16 protein-coding genes and 5 pseudogenes are annotated in these 23,874 nt (G+C 37.6%); 13 read left to right on the top strand and 8 right to left on the bottom strand.

What is annotated here, in order from left to right; translation table 11 throughout:
- Positions 1-80 precede the first annotated feature (80 nt).
- Positions 81-1,244 (top strand): endonuclease/exonuclease/phosphatase family protein, encoded by a 1,164-nt coding sequence (locus I6F10_RS07095; protein WP_165743848.1) that lies wholly within the window; start codon positions 81-83, stop codon positions 1,242-1,244.
- Positions 1,245-1,376: 132 nt separating this feature from the next.
- Positions 1,377-3,881 carry a S9 family peptidase gene (locus tag I6F10_RS07100; RefSeq protein WP_165743847.1) on the top strand — a complete coding sequence of 835 codons (2,505 nt, stop codon included), beginning with the start codon at positions 1,377-1,379 and terminating at the stop codon, positions 3,879-3,881.
- Between the two features lie 81 nt (positions 3,882-3,962).
- Here I6F10_RS07100 and rrtA read toward each other — a convergent pair whose 3' ends face one another.
- On the bottom strand, positions 3,963-4,547 hold the full coding sequence (rrtA, locus tag I6F10_RS07105; protein ID WP_165743846.1) for a rhombosortase: 585 nt from the start codon (positions 4,545-4,547) through the stop codon (positions 3,963-3,965).
- A 97-nt stretch (positions 4,548-4,644) separates the two neighbouring features.
- Here rrtA and ggt point away from each other — a divergent pair, with 97 nt between their 5' ends.
- From ggt to I6F10_RS07120, 3 genes are all read left to right on the top strand, one after another.
- Positions 4,645-6,423: a gamma-glutamyltransferase gene (gene ggt / locus I6F10_RS07110; RefSeq protein ID WP_165743845.1), complete on the top strand. Its 1,779-nt coding sequence runs from the start codon at positions 4,645-4,647 to the stop codon at positions 6,421-6,423.
- Between the two features lie 142 nt (positions 6,424-6,565).
- Positions 6,566-8,260, top strand: a complete 1,695-nt coding sequence (locus tag I6F10_RS07115; RefSeq protein ID WP_165743844.1) for an NAD-dependent malic enzyme — start codon at positions 6,566-6,568, stop codon at positions 8,258-8,260.
- 154 nt (positions 8,261-8,414) lie between these two features.
- Complete coding sequence (locus I6F10_RS07120) at positions 8,415-9,140, top strand: SIMPL domain-containing protein (protein ID WP_165743843.1); 726 nt, start codon at positions 8,415-8,417, stop codon at positions 9,138-9,140.
- 3 nt (positions 9,141-9,143) lie between these two features.
- On the opposite strand, the gene I6F10_RS07125 is transcribed toward I6F10_RS07120, so the two are convergent.
- Positions 9,144-10,496: a DUF2254 domain-containing protein gene (locus I6F10_RS07125; RefSeq protein ID WP_165743842.1), complete on the bottom strand. Its 1,353-nt coding sequence runs from the start codon at positions 10,494-10,496 to the stop codon at positions 9,144-9,146.
- Between the two features lie 151 nt (positions 10,497-10,647).
- On the opposite strand from I6F10_RS07125, the gene I6F10_RS07130 reads away from it, so the two are divergent.
- The 6 genes and pseudogenes from I6F10_RS07130 to I6F10_RS07155 all read left to right on the top strand — a co-directional run bounded on the left by I6F10_RS07130 (position 10,648) and on the right by I6F10_RS07155 (position 14,761).
- Entirely contained in the window at positions 10,648-11,019 is a 372-nt protein-coding gene (locus I6F10_RS07130; protein WP_165743841.1) for an MAPEG family protein, read from the top strand.
- A gap of 14 nt (positions 11,020-11,033) precedes the next feature.
- Positions 11,034-11,666, top strand: a complete 633-nt coding sequence (locus tag I6F10_RS07135) for a sulfotransferase (RefSeq protein WP_165743840.1) — start codon at positions 11,034-11,036, stop codon at positions 11,664-11,666.
- Positions 11,667-11,713: 47 nt separating this feature from the next.
- Positions 11,714-12,286, top strand: coding sequence for a tRNA-(ms[2]io[6]A)-hydroxylase (locus I6F10_RS07140; protein WP_165743839.1), 573 nt, complete (start codon positions 11,714-11,716; stop codon positions 12,284-12,286).
- Positions 12,287-12,649: 363 nt separating this feature from the next.
- The gene (locus I6F10_RS07145) at positions 12,650-13,042 is read left to right on the top strand and encodes a hypothetical protein (RefSeq protein ID WP_165743838.1); all 393 of its coding nucleotides are present in this window, start codon (positions 12,650-12,652) and stop codon (positions 13,040-13,042) included.
- Between the two features lie 130 nt (positions 13,043-13,172).
- On the top strand, positions 13,173-13,478 hold the full coding sequence (locus tag I6F10_RS07150) for a response regulator (RefSeq protein ID WP_165743837.1): 306 nt from the start codon (positions 13,173-13,175) through the stop codon (positions 13,476-13,478).
- Between the two features lie 459 nt (positions 13,479-13,937).
- Positions 13,938-14,761: pseudogene (locus I6F10_RS07155) on the top strand (alpha/beta fold hydrolase).
- Between the two features lie 419 nt (positions 14,762-15,180).
- On the opposite strand, the gene I6F10_RS07160 reads toward I6F10_RS07155, so the two are convergent.
- The 6 genes and pseudogenes from I6F10_RS07160 to I6F10_RS07185 all read right to left on the bottom strand — a co-directional run bounded on the left by I6F10_RS07160 (position 15,181) and on the right by I6F10_RS07185 (position 22,037).
- Positions 15,181-16,140 carry a sugar-binding transcriptional regulator gene (locus I6F10_RS07160; protein WP_002960874.1) on the bottom strand — a complete coding sequence of 320 codons (960 nt, stop codon included), beginning with the start codon at positions 16,138-16,140 and terminating at the stop codon, positions 15,181-15,183.
- A 248-nt stretch (positions 16,141-16,388) separates the two neighbouring features.
- Positions 16,389-17,390 (bottom strand): annotated as a pseudogene (locus I6F10_RS07165) (ABC transporter ATP-binding protein).
- 10 nt (positions 17,391-17,400) lie between these two features.
- Positions 17,401-18,231, bottom strand: a pseudogene (locus tag I6F10_RS07170) (carbohydrate ABC transporter permease).
- A gap of 2 nt (positions 18,232-18,233) precedes the next feature.
- Positions 18,234-19,105: pseudogene (locus I6F10_RS07175) on the bottom strand (carbohydrate ABC transporter permease).
- A 146-nt stretch (positions 19,106-19,251) separates the two neighbouring features.
- Positions 19,252-20,556 (bottom strand): annotated as a pseudogene (locus I6F10_RS07180) (ABC transporter substrate-binding protein).
- Positions 20,557-20,708: 152 nt separating this feature from the next.
- On the bottom strand, positions 20,709-22,037 hold the full coding sequence (locus tag I6F10_RS07185) for a hypothetical protein (RefSeq protein ID WP_165743836.1): 1,329 nt from the start codon (positions 22,035-22,037) through the stop codon (positions 20,709-20,711).
- Between the two features lie 528 nt (positions 22,038-22,565).
- Between I6F10_RS07185 and I6F10_RS07190 the strand changes: the two genes are divergently transcribed.
- Positions 22,566-22,949, top strand: coding sequence for a response regulator (locus I6F10_RS07190; RefSeq protein ID WP_002960883.1), 384 nt, complete (start codon positions 22,566-22,568; stop codon positions 22,947-22,949).
- Positions 22,950-22,962: 13 nt separating this feature from the next.
- On the top strand, positions 22,963-23,868 hold the full coding sequence (locus tag I6F10_RS07195; RefSeq protein ID WP_165743835.1) for an AAA family ATPase: 906 nt from the start codon (positions 22,963-22,965) through the stop codon (positions 23,866-23,868).
- Positions 23,869-23,874: the final 6 nt, after the last annotated feature.

Genomic DNA, 23,874 nt, shown 5'->3' on the forward strand with positions numbered 1-23,874 from the left:
CCGGTATTTTTTTGTCATAAAAATGGGCTTTGAATATGTAATACTGTTAAAGTCTAATTTTTAATTTGTGAAGTAGAACAATGAAACTAAAAACAATATCAGGCGTGCTAGCCATTACAGCATTATTTAGCTTAAATGCATTTGCATCGGAATCTCTTCGTGTTGCAACTTTTAATGTAAGTATGGATGCAACTAATCACACGCCCAAAGGTGAGCAAGTTAAAAGTGATGCTTTAGTTAATGCACTTAAAGCTAACCACCAGCAAATTAAGAACATAGCGGAAATTATTCAGCGTGTTCGCCCTGATATTATTTTACTTAACGAATTTGATTACATCCCAAAAGAGCAGGGTATTGAATACTTTAATCAGCATTATTTAAACGTAAGTCAGCAAAAACAAGCCGCTATTAACTACCCTTACTCTTATATTGCACCAGTAAATACAGGCCTAGCTACCGAGTTTGATTTAGATAACGATGGCAAAAAAAATGGCGTGATGGGCGATGCACAAGGCTTTGGCTTTTTTGAAGGGCATTATGGTATGGCTATTTTGTCAAAATACCCAATTAATTTTGATAAAGTAAGAACCCTTCAAACCTTTAAATATAAAGACATGCCAAATGCACAAATGCCTGTGATGCCTAAAACAGGTGAAAACTGGTATAACGCACAAGAATGGCAAGCACTTAGACTCAGTTCTAAATCGTTTTGGGATTTACCTATTAGCGTAAATGATAAAACAATTCATGTTATTGCATCTCACCCAACACCGCCTGTATTCGACGGTGAAGAGGATAGAAACGGCAAGCGTAACCACGATGAAGTAAGGTTAATTGCCGATTACGTTTCAAATGCTAAGTATATTTACGACGATAAAGGCGAAAAGGGCGGTTTAAAAACTCACTCTCGTTTTGTTATTTTAGGCGATTTAAATGCAGCCCCTGAGGGGGACAAAGCCCGTACAAATACCACCGAGCAATTACTTAAAAACCCACTTATCAACGCAAGCTTTGTTCCAAAAAGCGAAGGTGCTAAAGAGCAGTATGATGTGCCTTATGCACAAAATTACAGTGCTAATTGGCAAGCCCGTGTTGATTACGTTTTACCGTCAAACTATGGTTTAAAAATTAAGGGTGGTGGTGTGTTTTGGCCTACTAAAGCGAGTAGTGAATATCGTTTAATTAAAGATAGAAACGCATCGAGCGATCACCGACTGGTTTGGCTTGATTTGGTAATTGAATAACGCCTATTAACAAGAGAAGCGCTAGTAAACTGAGCTTTACCCTGTTTAATGGCTATTTATCTTAAAAAATTGCAATAACTTAAGTGCTTCTGCTTAAATACGGCTTAATTATAATAACCGTATAGAAGCACTATGATTTTTAATTTTTCTTCATCTAAAACGTTAGTGGCCTTAGCTGTTGCCTCAAGTGTTATGCTTGCAGGTTGTAGCGCTACCGCTAACACCTCTTCAACACAGCAAAGTGCTTTACCAGCAAGTAAGGTTGCTGCGGTTGTGAACACGCCAGCAGATATCGGCTCACAAAAAATAACGCTAGAACAAGCAATGGCCGATCCTGATTGGATGGGCAATCAGCCAGAGAACGCTTATTGGGCTAGCGATTCGGCTACTATTATTTATGCTCAAAAAGAGAAAGGTAATACACTACGCAATTTATTTAGCCAATCTGTTACTAGCCAAACAGCAGAGCAAGTAGCTCTTAATAAACTTCATACTGTGGGTTCTAATAAAGCCGTTTATTCTAAAAATAAAACAATGGCGGCTTACACATTTAAAGGCAATGTGTTTGTTAAAAACCTAAAAACAGGTGAACTTAAGCAAATTACAGCTACATCAGCAAACGAGTCTAAACCACAATTTTTAAATAATGGCGATTTAGTTTACCGCCAAGGCAATGTGTTTTTTAAAGTTGATTTAAAAACAGGCTTAACGAGCGAGCTTGCTAACTTAAAACTTACTGATGAGCCAAAAGGGATTGAAGAGCCAAGCACGTATATTGCTAAAGAGCAGCATAAATTGATTAAGTTTGTGGCGCTTCAACAAAAAAATAAAAAAGACAACCAAGCACGTAATGAGCAAATTAATGAACAAAACGATTCAATTGCTAATACGGCTTACTACTTAGGTGACGGTAATAAAGTTGCAGAGGCTCAGCTTTCGCCAAATGGTGATGCGTTATTAGTCGTTGTACAAAAGCAAACAGATTGGCGCGGTGATGACGATATTATGCCAAATTACATCACTAATGATGCAACCATTGAGCCTAAAAAAGCACGCCGCCGTGTTGCAGATGCTAAAGAAGAAACCTCAAAGCTTGTCTACATCAATTTAACTAACAAAGAGCAAACATCACTTAGCTTTAATACTTTACCGGGCTTTGACGAAGATGTTTTAGCCGCAGTTAAAAAAGAAAATTATGCACGTGATGGTAAAGCATATAAGTCTAAAAAGGCGCCTCGTGGCATTAACCTTATTATGGACTGGGGTTTTGAGCAAAGCCCAATAGTATGGAACGATGACGGCTCGCAAGTGGCTATCATGCTCGAAGCATGGGACAACAAAGACCGCTGGCTTGCTACTGTTGATTTTGAAAACAACAAACTTGTGTCGCAACATCGCCTGCATGACGACGCATGGATTGCTTATGCGTTTAACGACTTTGGGTGGTTACATAACTCGAACACGCTTTATTACCTATCGGAAGAGTCGGGTTACAGTCAGCTTTATAAAAAACCAGTTAATGGTAGTGCAACCGCGCTAACACAAGGCCAATTTGAGGTTTCTAACTTAACGCTTACCAGTGACAACAGCGCAATTTATTATAAAGCGAATGTTGAACACCCAGGTCTGTACGAAATTTACCGTGTTAACCCGCAAACTGGTAAGAGTGAGCAAGTTACTGACTTAAACGGCATGACCGATTACACGTTAAGCCCAGATGAAACCAAGTTACTCCTTAAGCACTCTACAATTACGATGCCTAATGAGCTTTATGTAGCTGACGCACAAGCCAATGCAAAAGCAACGCGCTTAACTCATACAGTGTCGGATGAGTTTTTAGCTAAAAAGCTAACTGCACCTAAAATTGTTGCTGTGCCATCGAGCCATACCGAACAACCAATATACGCAAAAGTGTACTACCCAGCTGACTACGTAGAAGGTGAAGTAGGTAAAAATCGCAAAGCAGTTATTTTTAACCACGGCGCGGGTTACTTACAAAACTCACATATGGGATTTTCGGTTTATTTTCGTGAATTTATGTTTCATTCATTGCTCGCTGATGAAGGTTACATAGTAATGGATATGGATTACCGCGCATCTAAAGGTTACGGCCGTGATTGGCGCACCGCGATTTATCGTCAAATGGGCACACCTGAAACACAAGATTTAGCCGATGGCGTTAAATGGATGGCGCAAAATGCCAACGTTGATACCAAAGCAGTCGGCACTTATGGCGGCTCATACGGCGGCTTTATGACCTTTATGGCATTGTTTACCGCGCCTGAGTTGTTTCAATCGGGTGCGGCACTACGACCTGTTACCGACTGGGCACATTACAACACGGGGTACACTGCTAATATATTAAACCATCCTGATGTTGACCCGATTGCATATGAGCGCAGCTCGCCAATTTATTACGCTGAGGGTTTAAACAAACGTTTATTAATTAACGCACCCATGGTTGACGATAACGTGTTTTTTCAAGACTCAGTGCGTTTAGTGCAGCGCTTAATAGAGCTTGAAAAACAAAACTTTGAAACAGCTATATTCCCTGTTGAACCGCATGGCTTTGTACAGCCTTCAAGCTGGTTAGACGAATACCGCCGTATTTATAAGTTATTTAAAGAAACGCTTTAATCTTTAATTATAAAAACAAAAACGCCGCATTGGTTTAGTTAACTAATGCGGCGTTTTTATTGGGTTGAACAAAATCTAACTTTATTTTTTCTTTCTAAAGAGCTCTATAACCAATGGTATGGCAAGCAGAGTCCCGCCAATTACACCAATTAAATGTGCATCAATAGCCACAGTGGAGTTAATAAGCTTTCCTATATCAGCATTAGGGCCGCTAAATTGCTCAAACGCTATTTTAATCCATACGCCTATAAATAATAAATAACCTGATTTAAGCCCTACGGTTATATCTTTAACTGCGCCCCAAATAATTACACCATGCAGTAGAGCACTTAATCCGGTGTAAATATGTATGTTTGGGCAAAACCAATAAACACCGAGTCCACACCACAGTGCTAGCGCACTTGTATTAAAAGCGTAGCGAGTAGGGGATGTGTATTCGCCATGTAGTAACCATATTAGTAAAACACCACTGGCATTTAATCCCAAATGAGCCCAATTAGCATGAACAAATTGGCTAGAAAAAATTCGCCACAGTTCGCCATCATCAATTAGGCTTCGGTTAAATTCAAGTAAACTATTTAAATCAAATGCAGCAAAAATGGTACTAAAAAGCAGCAAAATAATAGGCGGTAATATATAACGAGGTTGAATAGGTAAATTAAGCATTTTATTATATTTTTTTAGTCAAAATTTTTGCATATTGTGCCCGTTTAACTTTAAGATGCCAAATACAACTACGTAATTAAGTGTTTTTAGTATTTTTATGCATTTTAAACTTAACTCATTATTTGCCATTGGACTGTGCGCAGTATCACTGCCTTCATTTGCACAGCAAACAACTCAAATTGAAACTCGCGAACCTGAAGCTGCTACAGGATTAATCCATAAAAAAGTAGTGCAAGGTGATAAATACATGGTAGCTGCGGCAAATCCATATGCCTCAAAAGCCGGTCAACAAATTTTAGCCCAAGGCGGCAGTGCCGTAGATGCTGCGATTGCTACTCAACTAGTGCTTACTTTAGTTGAGCCGCAATCCTCAGGTATTGGCGGTGGTACATTTATGATGTATTACAACAAGGCTAACAATAAATTAACTAGTTTTGATGGCCGCGAAACCGCACCTGCAAATGCAGACGAAACGCTGTTTTTAGATAAACACGGTAAAGCCGTTAAATGGATTGAAGCCGTAGTAGGTGGACGCTCTGTTGGTGTACCCGGTATTTTACATGCCTTTGCAAGTGCACATAAACAATACGGTACATTACCGTGGGAAGCGCTTTTTAAACCTGCTATTGAACTTGCAGAGCAAGGCTTTGTAGTTTCGCCGCGTTTACACGGCTTATTAGCCCGACAGTTAAACCCAGGCGTATTGAGTATGCCGATTATTAACGAATACTTTTACCCAAATGGTAAATTAATTGAAGTGGGTAGTGTTAAAAAGAATCAACCACTTGCTGATTTGTACAAAGACATTGCAAAGCAGGGCATTGATGCATTTTACAAAGGCGAAAATGCAAAACAAATGGTTAATGCTGTAAAGCACTCTAAAATTGCCCCTGGTAAATTAAGTGTGCAAGATTTAGCAGATTACAAAAGCAAAGAACGCGATGCGGTATGTATACAATACCGTGCCTATAACGTGTGTTCTATGGCACCACCAAGTAGTGGCGGCGTAGCAGTACTGCAAATGCTAGGCTTGCTTGAGCATAAAGATATGAGCGCACTTAAGCCAAACGGCGAAAAGGCAATTCATTACTTTAGCCAAGCTTCGCGTATTGCATTTGCCGATCGCGATATGTACATGGGCGATCCCGATTTTACTCAAGTACCTACAAAAGAGCTCCTAAACAAAGATTATATTGCCTCACGCGCTAAATTAATTACCGAAACAGACCAAAAAGCGGTAGCAGGTAATCCTGTAGGGTACTTAAGTTATGCAATGGATGATTCATACGAGTTACCTTCTACCTCACATGTATCTATTGTAGATAGTAAAGGTAATGCCGTTTCGATGACCAGTTCAATTGAAATGGCGTTTGGCTCTACGGTTATGGTTAATGGCTTTATTTTAAATAACCAACTAACTGACTTTTCGTTATCGCCACGTAAAAACGGCAAGCTTGTAGCAAACCGTGTAGAGGCCGGAAAACGCCCGCGTAGCTCTATGTCACCGGTAATGGTATTTAATAAAGATGGTAGCTTACGCTTAATTGTAGGCTCACCTGGTGGTAGCCGTATCATTGATTACGTTGCACAAGTTGTTGTGGGTGTTATTGACTGGAATTTATCAGCGCAAGACGCTATTAACTTACCACGTACAACAAATCGTAACGATTACACCAGCCTTGAAAAAGGCACAACCATAGAAGCCATTGCGCCTGCACTTACCAAACGCGGCCACAATGTACGTATTATTGATTTAAACTCAGGCTTACACGCAGTTGAAGTTAAAAATAATACCTTATATGGTGGCGCTGATCCGCGCCGTGAAGGTGTTGCGTTATCTGATTTAACTGATAATAACGCCACTATCAAATTTTAAATTATGTATAATATGCATGCGGGCAGTGAAGTCCGCATGTATTTTCTCTCAATGGTCTGACTAGCTTAATTGTCGTTGCAATTAAACCTCTAACACTGATAATGACAGATCATAACTTAAGACTCCGTTAAAGCCTGGAAATATGACAACTAATACTGATCCTAACTACTTATATATTCATCATTCTGGCCCTGGCCTAATTGAAACACCGCTATTAAATAAAGGCAGCGCCTTTAGTAAAAAAGAACGCGAAAATTTCAATCTTGCTGGTTTACTTCCTCCTCGCTTTGAAACAATAGAAGAGCAAGTTGAGCGTTGTTATCAGCAGTATTCTAGCTTTACCGACAACCTTAATAAGCATATTTACTTACGTGCGATTCAAGATAACAACGAAACACTTTACTACCGTTTAGTGCGTGACCACCTTGAAGAAATGATGCCAATCATTTACACACCGACAGTGGGCGATGCTTGTGAAAAATTCTCAGACATTTATCGCAGCGCACGTGGCTTATTTATTTCGTATGAAGATCGCTACCAAATTGACGACATTTTACGCAACGCTACCAAAGGTAAAGTAAAAGTTATTGTTGTAACCGATGGCGAGCGTATTTTAGGCCTAGGCGATCAGGGTATTGGTGGCATGGGTATTCCAATTGGTAAATTGTCACTTTACACAGCGTGTGGTGGTATAAGCCCAGCATACACATTGCCTGTAATGCTTGATGTGGGTACTAATAACGAAAAGCTTTTAAACGATCCTATGTACATGGGTGCACGCCATAAGCGTATTGCTCAAGACGAATACGATGAGTTTTTAGATTTATTCATTAAAGCGGTTAAACGTCGCTGGCCAAATGTATTACTTCAGTTTGAAGATTTTGCACAGCCAAATGCAATGCCATTACTTAAGCGCTACCGCAATGAAATTTGTAGCTTTAACGATGACATTCAAGGTACTGCGGCTGTAACGGTCGGTTCTTTACTTGCTGCGTGTCGTGTTAAAAATTCAACCCTAAGCCAGCAAAAAGTAGTTTTTGTGGGTGCAGGCTCTGCTGGTTGTGGTATTGCTGAGCAAATTATTAGCCAAATGGTTTTTGAAGGTATTTCAGAAGCTCAAGCGCGTAGCCAAGTATTTATGGTTGACCGTTTTGGTTTGCTTAGTGAGGGTATGGAAGGCTTACGCGATTTCCAACAAGCACTTGCACAACCTAAAGGCTCTTTAAGTGATTGGACTTACAGCGGCGAATACGCATCACTTCTTGATGTTATGCACTGTGCTGAACCTGATATTCTAATTGGTGTTTCTGGTCAACCTGGCTTATTTACAGAACAAGTAATACGCGCTATGCATGCCGGTTGTGAACAGCCAATTATTTTCCCATTAAGTAATCCATCTAAGCAAGTAGAAGCGCATCCTGCTGATGTGATTAAGTGGACTGACGGTAAAGCACTTGTTGCCACAGGTAGCCCATTTGATCCTGTTGAGTACAATGGCGAGACGTTCCCAATCCCACAATGTAACAACAGTTATATTTTCCCGGGTATTGGTTTAGGTGTTATTGCCGCTAAAGCGACACGCATTACTGATGCTATGTTAAGTGTGTCTAGCGAAATGCTTGCAGAGTCGTCGCCGCGTGCAAACACAGGTAAAGGTAGTTTATTACCAGCCTTGACTGAAATTGAAACGCTAAGTAAACGTATTGCATTTGCCATCGCTAAAAAAGCAATCGAAGAGGGCGTTGCTCTTGAGATTACTGATGATGCATTATGGGCAGCAATCGACAAAAATTACTGGTTACCAAAATACCGTAACTATAAACGCAGTAGTATTTAGTAACGTTTATACGTAATTTTAAGTAAATGGTGTAATAGCATTAGTTACAACGCTTAACAAAAAACAGGCAATTGCCTGTTTTTTTGTGCTTGTTCATATTTAATTAACCACGTACGGTGTTTACTTGCTTTTACATAATTAAAGGATCGACTTAATGAAAACACTGACTTTTGTTTTAGGTAGTGCACTGGCTTTAAACGTACTTAGCTTTGATGCACTTGCGGCAGCGACTCCCGATGCTCCTCATATTTATGTTAAGGGCGAAGCGACTCTTACTACAATGCCAGATTACGTACAGCTAAGTGTAGGTATTACCGAAGTTGATAAAGACTTAATTGCTGCTAAAAATAAAACCGACTTAACTATCGCCAAGGCAATTAAGCTCGTAAAAGAGATTGGTGTTAAAGAGGGAGATATAAACGCAGGGCAAATTTCAATAAACCGTGATAGCCAATACAACCGCACTACCGGTAATCAAGAATTTAAAGGCTTTAAGGTTTCTCGTACGTTAACAGTAAAACTCAGCGATATAAATAAATACCCAGAGTTACTACAAAGCTTAGTTAACAACGGTATTAACGAAATTAATCAAACTCAATTTTTAGCAAGCAACTATAACGAGCTGCATAAAAAAGCACAAAAGTTAGCAATTAAAGACGCACGTGACGCAGCAAAAGAGTTTAGTGAAGATTATGACGTTGATTTAAAAGGATTGTACAGCGCATCACTGAGTCCACTCAATGTGCAGTCGCAGCCTTATATGCGCGCAGAAAAAGTAATGATGGCTGATAGCGCACCAAGTAACTATGTACCTGATGCCTACCATGCTGGAGAGATTAAAGTAACAGCGTCAAGCTACGCTGTTTACTACATAGATTAAACTTTAATTTTGGTGGTGCTCAAAACGTGCCACCAACTTCTCACCTTGCTCTTGGCTGATACGCGCTATAGAGTTGAGCATATTAGTCACTTCGCGTCTGTCGTATTCATTAGTTACATGCTCGTTTATGTCATCAACAATTGCATTTAAATAATTAAATAAACTGTTTCGTGCATCGGTATCTTTATGGGCAACAAACAAAATATTTTTAAATGCCTCAAGCACGTTTGTCATTACGTATGCATCGCCTTTGGCGTAATTACGCAGCGGTGTAAAGTTGTCGTGTAATAACTCATCAAAGCTTGTTTCATGAAGGTATAACAATGGGGCATTATCACTGTGCTTAAACGAGTAGTTAATATCGTTAATTGAAAGTCGTTGAATAAGTAAAATACTCAGCATATCAATTGATTTAACCGCAGTACCGGGATCGTTTATGCCTGGACTCATTGCCTTAACCGCAATTTCTGATATTTGCGTTAATCCATAACGGTAATGATCGCTAATGTACTCTTCTATATAAAAAATAAAGCAGTCGAGAATTTTATTAATCAGCTCTTCATCGTTTGCTATATCTTTATTGCATTTTAAAAACGGGTAACCTTTAACTGTAAAATAGCCTTGGTTTACAGATATATACACCTTTATATCTTGCTCAGCCAAAATAGCACACAGCTTATCGGTATGTACGCCTTTATAATATCCTTCTGTTTTACTGCTAACCGAATGCCATTTGCTAAAGTCCGGAAAGTCTTCAACTGGGTTCTCTTGTTGTCTTTGTATTATTGTTTTAATTTCGTTTTTAGTTTGGCTAAACAAGCCATTTAACACGTTATCAACTTGAATAGCACGTGAAATTGAATGTATAAAAAATACAAACAAACCTAATGAAATCAATCCAAAAACAAGTGCAAACAACACACCTATTGAAGGAATTGCCGTACTGCCACCATCAAGCTTATTAATATTTATAAGCATAATAATAGAGTAAATTATGCTGCCTAAATAAAACCCCAAAACCATTTGGTGTGATTTGCGCGTAATAAGCCCTGGCACTACGCGGGGCGATAAACTCGCACTGGCCGAATTTAAAACCACCATTACCATCGAAAAACTGAACACGGTAAGCGAAATAATACTCCCCGCTAAAGTGCTTAAAATAGTCCGCGCGTTTTCGGCGCTATCTACAAGTACAACCGATATAAACGATTTTAGCTGCTCAACAGGGGCTAAATATTCAACCGACATTATAATAATGGCAAATACCAAAAAGCCCACTGAAAGCATCGAAGGGTAAAAGCCAATACTGTTAATCATTTCACGGTAACTGTCGGCTACTTTGCGAGGTACAAACATAAAATCCTTATGTATTTTCTACTAACTTAATACCTCTAGCTTAGCATAGGCAATTATTAAACTTCTGATAATGCTGCTCAAATTTATGTGTTATTATCACGCCCACAATAATAGAGCGCATATTTATGCGATAAAATAACAGGAAAACACCGTGATCATTTCAACTTATGCTGCATTACTCGCATTCTTTTACATTTATTTAAGCTTTAACGTAATAAAAGTGCGCCGTGCGGAGCAAATATCACTTGGTGATAACGGTAATGCAACGCTACAACGTGCTGTGCGTGCCCACGCAAATTTTATGGAATACGTGCCATTTGCTTTAATTTTGCTTTTTTTAGCAGAGTACCAAGGGCTTGCTAGCCATTACAGCCATATATTAGGTGGTGCGTTATTAGTAGGGCGTGTGTTTCAAAACTTAGGCATAGTAGAAAAAAGCCTTAAATATCGCCAAATTGGTACTATTACTACATTTTTAGTCATGATTATCAGCGCCTTTGTATTACTAGTAACACGTGGCTAATTAAAGAAAAGTTAATGAGCAAAATATTTATAATAGGTTTACCACGTACCGGCACAACCAGTGTGTGCCATGCATTTTTAGAGCTTGGCATTACAACAGCGCATACCGCGTATACTAATGCCTGTTTTGAAAATGCCAGCGCAATTGCCGACACTCCCATATTTAACGATTTTAAAGCGCTTGATATTCATTATCCACACTCTAAGTTTATTTATTTAGAGCGCGAACTTGGTGCATGGCTTGTATCAATAAAACAGCTTTTAACGCGTATGCACACTAATTTAACCCGTGCAGACGGGGGCTTTAATATTCATATAAAGCGCTGTTATTTAAATACGTTTAGTGAGCTTTCGCTTAATAATATTAGCGACGATAGTTACTTAGCTCACTGCTATAAAACACATTTTAACGATGCTCACACGTACTTTAAGAATCGTGACAACGATTTTTTATCCATTGATATAGCAAAGCCTGATAGCTACAAAAAACTATGCGATTTTTTAGCATTAAAAAGTGACAAAGCTGATTTTGAAAAAATGAATATGGGCGGTAAAGTCACCGCATGGAACGATATTAAACACCCGCTAAAAGTTGAATCCACCGCTAAAGGGCGCATAGATAAATTGCTGCCTTACAAGATTTTTTAAAACAAATACGTTAAAATCCCCGCATTATTATTTAAGTTGTACAGAACATGTTTGAATTAAAATACCACACTCCATTTGAATGGACCGAAGTTGTCCTTGCTGACTTTAATACTTTTTTACAAGATCATGCCGCTGCAGAAAAAAAAGCATCGGGTATGGCTATGTCTATGCTTTCGCATTACCCAGACAAACGTAAATTAGTAAAAGCCATGACCGACTTAGCATTAGAAGAATTAATACACTTTAAACAAGTGCTTAAGTTACTTTTAGAGCGCGATGTAAACTTAGGTGACGACAAAAAAGACCCGTACATAAAACAAATACGTGCACTGTTTAGACATGGTCGTGATGGTTTTTTAATGGACCGATTACTGGTTGGCGGTGTAATTGAGGCACGCGGTCACGAGCGTTTTTCTTTAGTTGCACAAGCACTTCCTGAGGGTAAAGAAAAAGACTTTTATGTTGCGATTGCCAAGTCAGAAGAAAAACATAAAAACCTTTTTGTAGAGCTTGCTTACGAATACTTTGATAAAGAAGAAGTTGATACTCGCCTAGAAGAGTTACTTACAGCAGAAGCTAAAATCTGTGAAAGCATCCCATTTACAGCTGCTTTGCATTAACTAAAATTAGCGCAGAGCCTATTTTATTCGCTTTGCGCCACCTACCTCTACTCTCATTTCTTGGTTAAACCCTTCATGAATTATTGATTTGCAATTTGCGAATCAAAATAATAAAACACACTTTCACACATCTTAATGCATTGATAATAAAGATAAAAGCGTTTGGTCTCATACTTGCTACCTATACATTAAGCAAATTGATGGAAAGGCTTATGTTAAAATTTACTTTTATACTATTACTAATATCTTTTAGCGCCGTAGGCAGTGAAAGTCATTTAGATTATATAGAAAAGGCAAATGGTGAGCGGGTACAAAAAGTATCACACTTAGTTAAATGGACACATACTCGCTTTGTGAATAGTTTTGAAAAATAATATTACATCAGAGTTAACGATAGCAAGCGATGAAAAGTTAATTTCTCAACTGGTTATTCAGTTAGTGACTGAGGTTTTGGATTCGTCAAACAATACTACGCTTTCAATTAACGCCGAGATTAAAAAAGAAAGTACTCGTAATTACCTACATCTCGATTTTTCATTAAGTAATTTGATTAATACGAGCCATTTTATAACTGAGCTTAAAAGCATTTCGGGTGATGATATAACACGCTTTATAGATGATAAAGATATGTCATTAGAGTTAAAATTTTTTATATCAATATTTAAAATGCTTGGTGGGAAAGCGTTAATTATTAGCAGTAGTGCAAATAAAACGACGATATCACTTTCTATATTGGTAAACCTGGGAAGCAGATGATGAAAAAGAAGTATTAAATAGTCGATTAACAACTACCGATTTAGTAAATACTAATCTATTAACTAATAAAGAACAAAACACGCTATTACTAGTTGATGACGATCCACTTGTTGAGATTGTTATTAGAGCAATGCTAAAAAATGAAAACATAAAAATAGATTACGCGTGCAGCGCAATTGAAGCAATGCTGATGGTATCTCAAAATAGTTACGACATTATTTTAATGGATATAGTAATGCCGCAATTTACAGGCACCGACGCAATGCTAAAAATAAGAAAGCATGCTGACGCATCAGCAACAAAAATTATCGCTCATACATTTAGTGAAAACGAAAATAGTGATAACAAGTATGTGAAGCTTGGGTTTAACGGCCTGTTATTGAAGCCAGTTAAGCAAAGTGTATTAATAGAAAATATTAGATATTTTTTGGAATGAAAATTTAAACAGTAGGGCGGTTAACTATTTTTTATTTATAGCTTACTAAAAAATTAAATTATAATTTTTGAAAGCACTAATGTTTATTAGTGCTTTTGTGTATATGAACCTTTAATTTATTTAAATTTGTAAAAGTCCTTTAATAAGAATAATTACTTCAAATTATTTCTTCAAAGTATTACAAACTACGCTTTTGTAATTGTTGCATGTATACGAGTCATCGTTTCACACTTCTTAAAGCGGTTTGATAATCACAATTATTAAACACTGCAATATTATAAAGTCAGTAAATTTATTTAGCCTAGAGCCCACGTATCACAGGGGTTTAACTTTTAAAACATTAAGATTTTTTAATAACTAATAAATACTCATCTTGGGATGGAATTTGCTTTATAAGGTTATATTCCAATTTTATAGTTCACGAAATATTATAATTTTTAAAGTTAACGAGGCACAAGCATGAGCAAAACACAGTACGTTACAGTAGAAGGTCATCAAATTGCTTATCAAGAAATGGGACAAGGAACACCTTTATTATTGATACACGGTATTCCGACTAATAAATTTTTATGGCGAAATGTGATGCCAAACTTGCATCAAAATATCGGGTAATAGCACCAGATTTACTTAACTTTGGTGAATCAGATATGCCAAGTAACACTGATGTATCTATAAATGCGCAATGTAGAATAATGTGTAAGTTTATAGAAGAGCTCGGTATTTCTAAAGTTAATATTGCTACACATGATATTGGTGGTGGTGTTGCTCAATTAATGGCTGTAAATCATCCGGATAAAGTAAACGGGTTGGTTTTACTTGATAGTGTATGTTTTGATTCTTGGCCAATACCAGAATTTGAACCTTTACTAGAACCAGGCGTAGAAGAAAAAACATCTGTAGATGAATTTGTTGATACATTAAGAGATTTCATTCCCAAAGGTGTTTACGACTCGAACGTAATGACTGAAGAGTTGATGAAAATATACTTAACACCATGGAGTAATGAAAAAGGAAAAGCCGCTTTATTTAGTAACATGCGCAGACTCAATAAAGAATATACCGAAGCTATTACAGGCGATCTTAAAAGCTTACCTCATGAAACACTCATAATATGGGGTAAAGAAGACAAATTTCAAAAGCCAAAGTATGCACCAATGTTAGAAGAAGCAATTCCAAATTCGTCATTGGTTTGGATAGATAAAGCCGCACATTGGGTTATTGATGAACATCCAGATAAAGTGTCTGAGCTTATTAATGAATTTATGAATGATAAAACATTCTAGTGAATTACTAGGCTTATTAAAAATCTATTTATTTCAATATGTTAAGTTTTATTGCATAAAGTAGCGAATAGGCAATCAGTGTAATACCGCTTGATTATATTAATAACCAAGCGGTATTTTTATATGTTTAAGTAACAAATAGCGTAATGAGACAAAACATTAATTTTTAAAAAAGTAGGTTAATGCCTATTAAATATTCAAAATATCGCGTTTATACGTTAATTAATGAAGGTGAGTAACTTAGTTATGTATTTATTTATTCTATTTAACATAATATAAATTATAGGTAGTTAATGTATATATAGAAAGAGCGCTTAAATGCGCCCTTGCTATGTCCAATACTAGACGGTATCGGACATTAAGTGTTTTTATTACAATAACTAGTATTACTAATACAGATACTTTATTTATCAATTTCTTTAATCAATACTAAGTAAACGCTCAGCTGTATATTCGTTAGTAATTAATCCACTGATCATGTTTGACCTTACTGCGCCCAAAATGGCTAACACTTTTTCTTCACCAGCAGCTATCGCATAAATCTGTTTGTTAGCATTTGTTTTTAATGGCGTACTTGCTACACGCTGATTAACTGTGCAATCTAAAAGCTTACCGTTTTTATCAAACACCCAACTAATCATTTCACCAACAGCACCAAGATCTTGTAGCTCTTTAAGTTCTTGCGCATCAATAAAACCATCTATATGTAATGGCGACTTTTCACCTAAGCTACCAATACCCACAAATGTTACATCGGCATCTTTAGCGAGTTTTAAATTGCCGGTAATATTTTGTTGTGCGTGTAACTGTTCTTTTTCTTCAATGCTTCTTGGTAAAACTGGCAATGGCATTGGATAATGTTTTGCATTAGTGTGTTCGGCCATTCTTACTACAACATCATAAGGTGAAGCCGATCCATCCAAAGCCATATTACCTAGCATGGCTACAATTTTATGTTGCGGACAATCAACAGTTCTTAGCTCATCCACACATGAACGTAAAACTCGACCGGTTCCCATAGCAAGTACTTTGGGTTGTTCTGATTTTAGATGACGTTCTATTTCTGCCGCGCCAGCTTGAGCCAAACCTAATGTAGATGAAGGTTCAGATGGATCGCTCGGTACAACTTCACACGAATCTAACCCAAAACGGCTTTTTAATTTTTCGGCCAAATCCATACATTTGGCAATCGGGTGGTCAAGTCTAACTTTAATTAATCCTTGGCTCACAGATAATGCGACCATTCTTTGTGCAGATTGACGAGATATATTTAGTTTTTTAGCAATTTCATCTTGTGTGTTACCGCCAACATAATATAACCACCCTGCTCTGGCTGCATCATCTAGCTTTCTAATTTCTGTATTTGATAGCTTTACCACGTAAACCTCTTAAAATAGAAGGAAAACTAAGTCCTTATTTTTATTACATAATTTTAATTATATGTGCTGCTATATAAATTATTTTATTAATTTTGGAGTATCTATTTATCAATAACGTTTTTGTTATTTATAGTTGTAAATATACCATTCCTTAATAAAAAATACCTAGGTTTCATAGGATTATGTAATTAGAATTTAGTTAATAGCACCTTTATAAAGGTGCTATTTAAGGTAATTAAAGATTGGCTCTAGCGAATTGTTAAACCGTTATTATCAAACTTTAATACTTTATCAGCCGGTGCGCTTAGGTAAATACTATCGCCATATTTTAACGGACAATCACCATCTGCTTTTACTGTTACGGTCCCTTTGCCTTCAATATTTATATGTAAAAAGCTCTCCGATCCTACATGTTCAATTACACCTACAGTACCAGCCCACGTTCCTTGCTCAGTAGAGAGTGTTATATGCTCTGGTCGTATACCAATACAACTAACATTCGCATCTTCATTTTGTGGAGCATCTATAAAATTCATTTTTGGAGAGCCAATAAAACCAGCTACAAATTTGTTTACTGGGTTTTTATAAAGCTCTAAAGGTGTGCCTACCTGTTCAATAATACCGGCATTAAATACCGCGATTCTATCTGCCATTGTCATAGCTTCAACCTGATCGTGCGTAACATAAATTATTGTTTTAGCTTAACTTTTATGTAATTCAGATGTTTCTAAACGCATATTTACACGTAGTGACGCATCAAGATTTGAAAGCGGTTCATCAAATAAAAATGCCGAGGGCTGACGTACAATTGCGCGCCCTATCGCTACACGCTGGCGCTGACCGCCCGATAATTGCCCAGGCTTTCGGTCTAAATAATCGGTCAAATTAAGAATTTTAGCGGCGTTAGCAATTTTACTTTCGATTTCTGTAGGGCTAACTTTGGCTCTTTTTAAAGGAAAAGCAATATTATTACGCACTGTCATATGCGGATACAACGCGTAGGATTGAAACACCATTGCTAAGCCTCTTTTTGCAGGCGGTGTTTTTGTAGCGTCAATGCCGTCAATTTCTATATTACCACTGGTGGTATCTTCAAGCCCTGCGATCATACGAAGTAATGTAGATTTACCACAGCCTGATGGCCCAACAAATACGATAAACTCACCGTCTTTAATTTCTAAGTCGAGTGGTTTAATTACGTTAACTTCATCAAAGTTTTTAGTGACTTGTTTTAGTGTGATGCTGCCCATGTGTATTCTCCTATTTTACTGCGCCGAAACTTAATCCACGCACTAATTGTTTTTGACTAAACCAACCAAGTATTAAAATTGGCACAATGGCCATGGCAGATGCTGCCGATAACTTAGCGTAAAATAACCCCTCAGGGCTTGAGTAACTGGCAATAAATGCCGTTAAAGGTACAGCATTTGCAGCGGTTAAAATAAGTGTCCAAAAAGCTTCGTTCCATGACAAAATTACATTTAACAATAGCGTTGAGGCTATACCCGGTAAGGCTATTGGTAATAAAACATGAAATATTTCTTCTCCAATTGTTGCGCCATCCATACGTGAAGCTTCAAGTATTTCGCTTGGTATTTCTCTAAAGTAGGTGTACAACATCCATACCATTATTGGTAAGTTAATGAGTGTCATTACAATTACTAAACCTAATTTTGTATCGAGTAATGCGAAGTCTCGAAACAATAAATAAATCGGAATAAGTACCCCTACTGGCGGTAACATTTTGGTAGAAAGCATCCACATTAATAAATGCTTTGTTTTTTTAGTTTGTACAAAAGCCATAGACCAAGCAGCAGGCACAGCAATTAATAAACCCAGCAAACTTCAACCTAGCGATATAACTACAGAGTTCCAAAAATGGTTAAAGTATGGCGAACGTGACAGTACATCGCGGTAGTTTTCGAGTGTCCAATCGAATGCATATAAGCTTGGACTTGCTGAAATTGCTTCAGCTTCCGTTTTAAAGCTGGTAATTAACGTCCATAAAATTGGAAAGAAAATCATGCCGCTTATTGTCCATGCAGCTATGGTATAAATTAGTTTGGAACGACGGCTATCTTTTATAGTCATAATTAACCCTCCAAGTTGTTGCCAATTAAGCGCATTAAAAATATAGCGACAATATTTGCAATTATTACTGCAACTATGCCCCCTGCCGAACCGCCACCTACATCAAATTGAAGTAGTGATTGCGTGTAAATTAAGTACGTTATATTGGTCGACGAATAACCAGGACCACCGCTGGTTGTAACTAATATTTCGGCAAAGATTGACAATAAAAATATAGTTTCGATTAAAATAACAGCGGTTACAGCGCGCGATAAGTGCGGCAAAACGATGTAAAAAAACTTACTATGTGGCCCAGCTCCGTCTAAATCAGCCGCTTCTAATTGTTCACGGTCTAATGACTTTATTGCTGTTAGCAGTATTAATGCTGCAAATGGTAACCACTGCCAAGACACAATTATGATGATTGAAAATAACGGCATTTGAACAAAAAAGTCGATAGGTTCAAAGCCAAGTCAAATCGCGAAATGTGCAAATAAGCCATTAACTGGGTTCATTAGCATATTTTTCCATACCAATGCCGACACAGTTGGCATTACAAAAAATGGGGCTAGTACCATAATGCGAACGTAATTTCGTCCCCATATTGCTTGGTCTAGTAAAATAGCTAAGCCAATACCACCACAAATAGTGATAAGTAAAACCCCAGTTACTAGGTAAAGCGTGTTAAAAAATGATTCAAAAAAGCCGGATCAGTTAGAAAAAACTCATAGTTTAAAAAGCCTACAAACTCTTTATCCCCTGGAACGAGTAAGTTGTAATCAATAAATGAAAAATACAGTGTCATACACAGCGGAACTATCATCCAAGCAAGTAATAAAATTACACTAGGAAGAAGCATAAACCAAGCAAACGTGCGCGAGTTAGTTGTTGCCATAAAGGTGACCTTAAAAAAGCCAATTCTATTTACTTGTTAACTATCAAGTGAAAATCAGAAACCCTTGATAGCGTTTATAACTAACAAGTAAATAGAATTGACATAAAATATTGGGTAAGCTTGAGTACTTACCCGCCCATTACATGCTATTTAAGATAGCGAGCTTTACGCATTGTTCGCTCAACGAGGTGCTGAGACGTACTAAGCGCTTGCTTAACGGTCATTTGGCCAGTTAATGCTGCTGAAAATTGTTGCCCAACAGCTGTACCAATTCCTTGAAACTCAGGAATAGCAACAAACTGAATACCTACATAAGGCACTGGTTTAACGGTCGGATTTTTAGGATCTGCAGATTGAATAGAATCTAAGGTAATTTGCGCAAACGGTGCTGCGTCCATGTACTTTTGATTACTGTAAAGTGATTTACGTGTATCTGGCGGTACTTTTGCCCAACCTTTTTTGTCGGCTACAAGTTGAGTGTATTCTTTAGATGTTGCCCAGCTAATAAATTTCATTGCGGCATCTGGTTTTTTGCTGCTTGCCGGTACGGCTAAAGTCCAAGACCATAACCAGTTACCGCGTTTACCTAGACCGTTATCTGGCGCAAGTGCAAACCCTGCTTTATCGGCAACTTCTGAATCTTTTTTGTTAGTAACAAATGCGCCTGCAACGGTTGCATCAATCCAAATACCATATTTTCCGGTTTGAAATAGTGCAAGGTTTTCATTAAAGCCGTTTGCAGATGAACCCGCAGGACCAGATTCTTTCATCACGTCGACATAATACTGAAGGGTATTTTCCCACTCTGGGGTATTAAACTGAGGTTTCCAATTTTCATCAAACCAACGCGCACCAAACGAATTTGCCATGGATGTAATAAGCGCAACGTTTTCGCCCCAACCTGCTTTACCACGTAGACAAAGGCCATAAACACCTTCTTTTTTATCTGTCATCGCTTTAGCAGCTTTGCGTATAAAGTCCCATGTTGGGGCTTTAGGCATTGTCAGCCCTGCTTTTTCCATTAAGTCTGTGCGGTACATAACCATTGAGCTTTCGCCATAAAATGGCGCAGCATAAAGTTTGTCATTAATCGTTAAACCACTTCGAATTGCCGGAATTAAATCGTCTAAATCGTATTTTTCACCTAAATTATCCAGCTCTTTTAGCCAGTTTTGCTTGCCTCAAATTGGTACTTCATAAGTACCTATGGTCATAACATCGTATTGGCCGCCCTTTGTTGCAACATCGGTAGTGACACGTTGGCGAAGAATGTTTTCCTCTAGAGTGACCCATTTTAGATCTATATCAGGGTTTTGGCTGGTAAAGTTACTACTTAATTCTTTCATGGTGATCATGTCACCATTGTTAACAGTCGCTATTGTAATTGTTTCTTTTGCCGCAGCGCCCATGCTTATAAAGCCACACGCGAGCATAATTAATTTATTTTTCATCGGGTATTCCCCATACACGTTATGCTTTAACAAGTACTATTAAATTTCAATCTAATGCCAATTCTATTTATGGCAGTTTTAACGCATAAAACTGCCCGCAAAGTGCCTTTTTAGGTCCTTTGTTTAAATAGTTAGACTAGTTGGATAATGATTTAAAATTTAACAGATATTTCAGAAGTGAAGCCGTCAAATCCTTTACCGATTTGGCCGCCCGAATTAACACCTTCTTCTTGGTTAACATACTCAACTTTTAAAAGCGTTTTATCGTTAAACCAGTAACCTGCGGCTACTTGAATACGCTCTACTGTGTTGTCTGTTTGTTCAATTAAGTCAGAAGTGTTTTCGGCTTCTGCATAACGAGCCGCTACATATAGCTTTTTAGGAATAATATATTGTTGTGCTTCAAAAACGAAGTACTCAACCGATGAGTCGCCTTCTATTACACTGTTTGAATCAAAAGTAGTACCATTTTCATCTGCTATACCGTTTGTACCAAAGTAGGTAATACCGGCAACTGCATTACCAGCGGCATCTGCAAATGTGTAATCATCAGATGATTTACCAACCATAAAGATTAAGCTAGTTTCGTCAGATGGTTGATAAGCTAAATTAAGCTGGATGATTGATTGCTCAAGCCCTGGCATTGCGCCAACGTGAGTGTCACGCTCGTTCGAAGGTGACGCTGAGAAATTATAGTTTTCACCATCGCCAAAGCGATAGTTTGTTGTGGTTACACCATCAAGACTTGCTACGCCATTTTCAAAACGTAACTGGTCGCCTTGATTGGCTTTTAATAAGTTTAAACCTGCTTTAAAGCCACCTTCAAATTCTAAAGTACCTTGAAGACGGTAGTTATAACCTCTGTCTTCTTGAAATGCTTCACCGAAACTTGAAGTCGTAATGTGACCTGTAACATTATAAGCACGAACTACACCACTATCGAAAGTTTCGCTGTAACTTAGCTGTGCACCGTTTTCTGCGGTTGCGTAATCGGTAATACCATTACCAATAAGTGCATTACTTTGGTTATCTGCGCCGTCTTGAAAACCTTTAAATTGAAAAGGCGACCCACCAATGTTACCTAAACGCAGTGTTAAATTTGCGTTTACTTTTGGTGTGCCATATAGACCTAGTAAGTCAAATTCAACACCTGCAAAATCGTTGTGAAATGAAAAGTCACGATCTTCGCCACCAAAGTCATTAGGCTCTTCTGCAATATCTATATCGGCAGTAATGAATTCGTTAATATGAAATTTAAGTATTAGATTTGCTCTAATACGGCCAAATCCTGATTCTTGTTCTTCATCTTCTGGACGAAATGCACCGTCTTTAGCCTGAATTGACTGAAAGTTTTGCATTAGTAAAAAGTCTACGTCAACGCGATCTAAATATTCAGAAATATCAGCCTGTGCTGGAGCCGATGTAGCCATAGCTGCCGCTATGAGTGAAATTGCAAATTTAGTCTTTTTATTATTCAACATAATAAGCTCTTTATTTAGTGTGGTGTGTAATGCCAACTTTATTAAATTGCATTTTCATTTAATGAAATTGGTATTAATTCAGTGTGTATAGATGAGGCTCGCTGAGCAAAACATTAAATAGTTAATGAAATTGCATTTATGAGCATAAGCTCACCTGTTGAGCATAATCACAGAATGGATTTGGAAGGTCAACGATTTTTTATTACAAAACGTTTACAAAAAATCGAATTTATATGTAAATATTTTTGAATCAATAAGTTAAGTAGCAAATTTGTTACATCAAATTTTGATGGAATGATGTATTGGATTAAGGAATTTCTTATGAATACGCCATTATTGTTCAATACTATTAATAAAAATATAAGTTAGTAGAAGACATAAAAGCAGGTAATCCTTTAAAAATAGGCTGTTGGGCAACCTATAAACAGTTTATTTATTGGTGTTTTTTAAGTAACGTTCTTGAGCTTATGATGGGGTTAGCTTAGTATTAAAGCACTTAGATGTATTCAAAATAGAAGTAACCTACATATGGAATTTGTTCGCCCGCTAGAGCCCATCCTCATTATTGATGACGTTAAGGAAATTCGTGATTATCTAAACCAAATTTTAACTGACTTAGGGTTTGAAGATATATTAGAAAGTGCTGATTTTAGCTCTGCCAAACCTATTATGGACAATAAACCGCCAGGCGTTATATTTGTAGATGTAGATTTACCTGACTCTAACGGTGCAGAGATATTGGAATACATTAATAGTGCTTACCCGCACACTCATGTTGTTATGTGTTCGGGCCACAATAGTCTCGAAAACGTACAAAACACGTGGGAAATGGGCGCTAAAGGTTTTATTGCAAAACCTTTCAATACAAAAAAAGTAGACACTGTAATGAAGCGTCTTGAAATAATAGAATAATAGAAAGGTTAGCATGCATAGTACTGTTACTGCGATTATAGAAGATCTTTCGAGTGTTATATTTGGTAAACAACAACAAATAAAACAGGCACTTACATGCTTATTTAGCGAAGGGCATTTACTCATTGAAGATTTGCCTGGCATGGGAAAAACCACTCTTTCTCATGCATTGTCAGCTGTGTTAGGTTTATCGTATCAGCGTATACAATTTACCAGTGATCTTCTCCCTGCTGATATTCTGGGTACTAATATATTTAACTCTACCGAGCACAGTTTTACGTTTCATAAAGGCCCTATTTTTAGCCAAGTTGTTTTAGCTGATGAAATAAACCGCGCAGGGCCCAAAACACAAAGTGCGTTGCTTGAAGCAATGGAAGAGCAACAAGTAACAGTCGATGGAAAAAAATATACGCTGCCAAATCCATTTTTTGTGATAGCAACACAAAACCCGCTTTATCAATCAGGTACCTACCCGTTACCTGAGTCGCAATTAGACCGATTTTTAATGCGCATTAGCTTAGGTTTTCCACCTAAAGAAGCCGAAAAACGCTTAATTTTGAATATGCAAAAACGAGATTACAGCCAATTACCTAAGCGTATTAACCAACAAGAGTTAGCGGCAATTCAAACTCAGATAAGCCAAATTACTTTAAGTAGCCCGGTTATTGACTACATTATAGAGCTTGTTAATTACACACGCACAAGCAACGCTTTTGCATCATCGTTATCACCTCGTGCTAGTATGGCTCTGGCTAAAGCGGCTAGGTCGTGGGCCTTTATTGATGGTCGTGATTTTGTAATGCCAGAAGATGTTCAAGCCGTATTTGCAAGTGTGTGTCAGCATCGATTAGGTTTGCATAATGAGTCAGGTGAAGCACAAGTAAACGATATTTTAAAAAACGTATTAGTTCCGGTATAAACTTTT

It is taken from the genome of Pseudoalteromonas sp. SWYJZ98, from assembly GCF_015864495.1.
In the GTDB taxonomy this organism is placed as follows: Bacteria; Pseudomonadota; Gammaproteobacteria; order Enterobacterales; family Alteromonadaceae; genus Pseudoalteromonas; species Pseudoalteromonas distincta.

What these genes read in the sequence shown, in the direction of transcription:
- I6F10_RS07095 (WP_165743848.1), top strand. Translation starts at nt 81, where the DNA reads ATGAAACTAAAAACAATATCAGGCGTGCTAGCCATTACAGCATTATTT.
- I6F10_RS07140 (WP_165743839.1), top strand. Translation starts at nt 11,714, where the DNA reads ATGTTTGAATTAAAATACCACACTCCATTTGAATGGACCGAAGTTGTC.
- I6F10_RS07135 (WP_165743840.1), top strand. Translation starts at nt 11,034, where the DNA reads ATGAGCAAAATATTTATAATAGGTTTACCACGTACCGGCACAACCAGT.
- I6F10_RS07150 (WP_165743837.1), top strand. Translation starts at nt 13,173, where the DNA reads ATGCTAAAAAATGAAAACATAAAAATAGATTACGCGTGCAGCGCAATT.
- I6F10_RS07185 (WP_165743836.1), bottom strand. Translation starts at nt 22,037, where the DNA reads ATGTTGAATAATAAAAAGACTAAATTTGCAATTTCACTCATAGCGGCA.
- ggt (WP_165743845.1), top strand. Translation starts at nt 4,645, where the DNA reads ATGCATTTTAAACTTAACTCATTATTTGCCATTGGACTGTGCGCAGTA.
- I6F10_RS07100 (WP_165743847.1), top strand. Translation starts at nt 1,377, where the DNA reads ATGATTTTTAATTTTTCTTCATCTAAAACGTTAGTGGCCTTAGCTGTT.
- I6F10_RS07115 (WP_165743844.1), top strand. Translation starts at nt 6,566, where the DNA reads ATGACAACTAATACTGATCCTAACTACTTATATATTCATCATTCTGGC.
- I6F10_RS07125 (WP_165743842.1), bottom strand. Translation starts at nt 10,496, where the DNA reads ATGTTTGTACCTCGCAAAGTAGCCGACAGTTACCGTGAAATGATTAAC.
- rrtA (WP_165743846.1), bottom strand. Translation starts at nt 4,547, where the DNA reads ATGCTTAATTTACCTATTCAACCTCGTTATATATTACCGCCTATTATT.
- I6F10_RS07190 (WP_002960883.1), top strand. Translation starts at nt 22,566, where the DNA reads ATGGAATTTGTTCGCCCGCTAGAGCCCATCCTCATTATTGATGACGTT.
- I6F10_RS07120 (WP_165743843.1), top strand. Translation starts at nt 8,415, where the DNA reads ATGAAAACACTGACTTTTGTTTTAGGTAGTGCACTGGCTTTAAACGTA.
- I6F10_RS07195 (WP_165743835.1), top strand. Translation starts at nt 22,963, where the DNA reads ATGCATAGTACTGTTACTGCGATTATAGAAGATCTTTCGAGTGTTATA.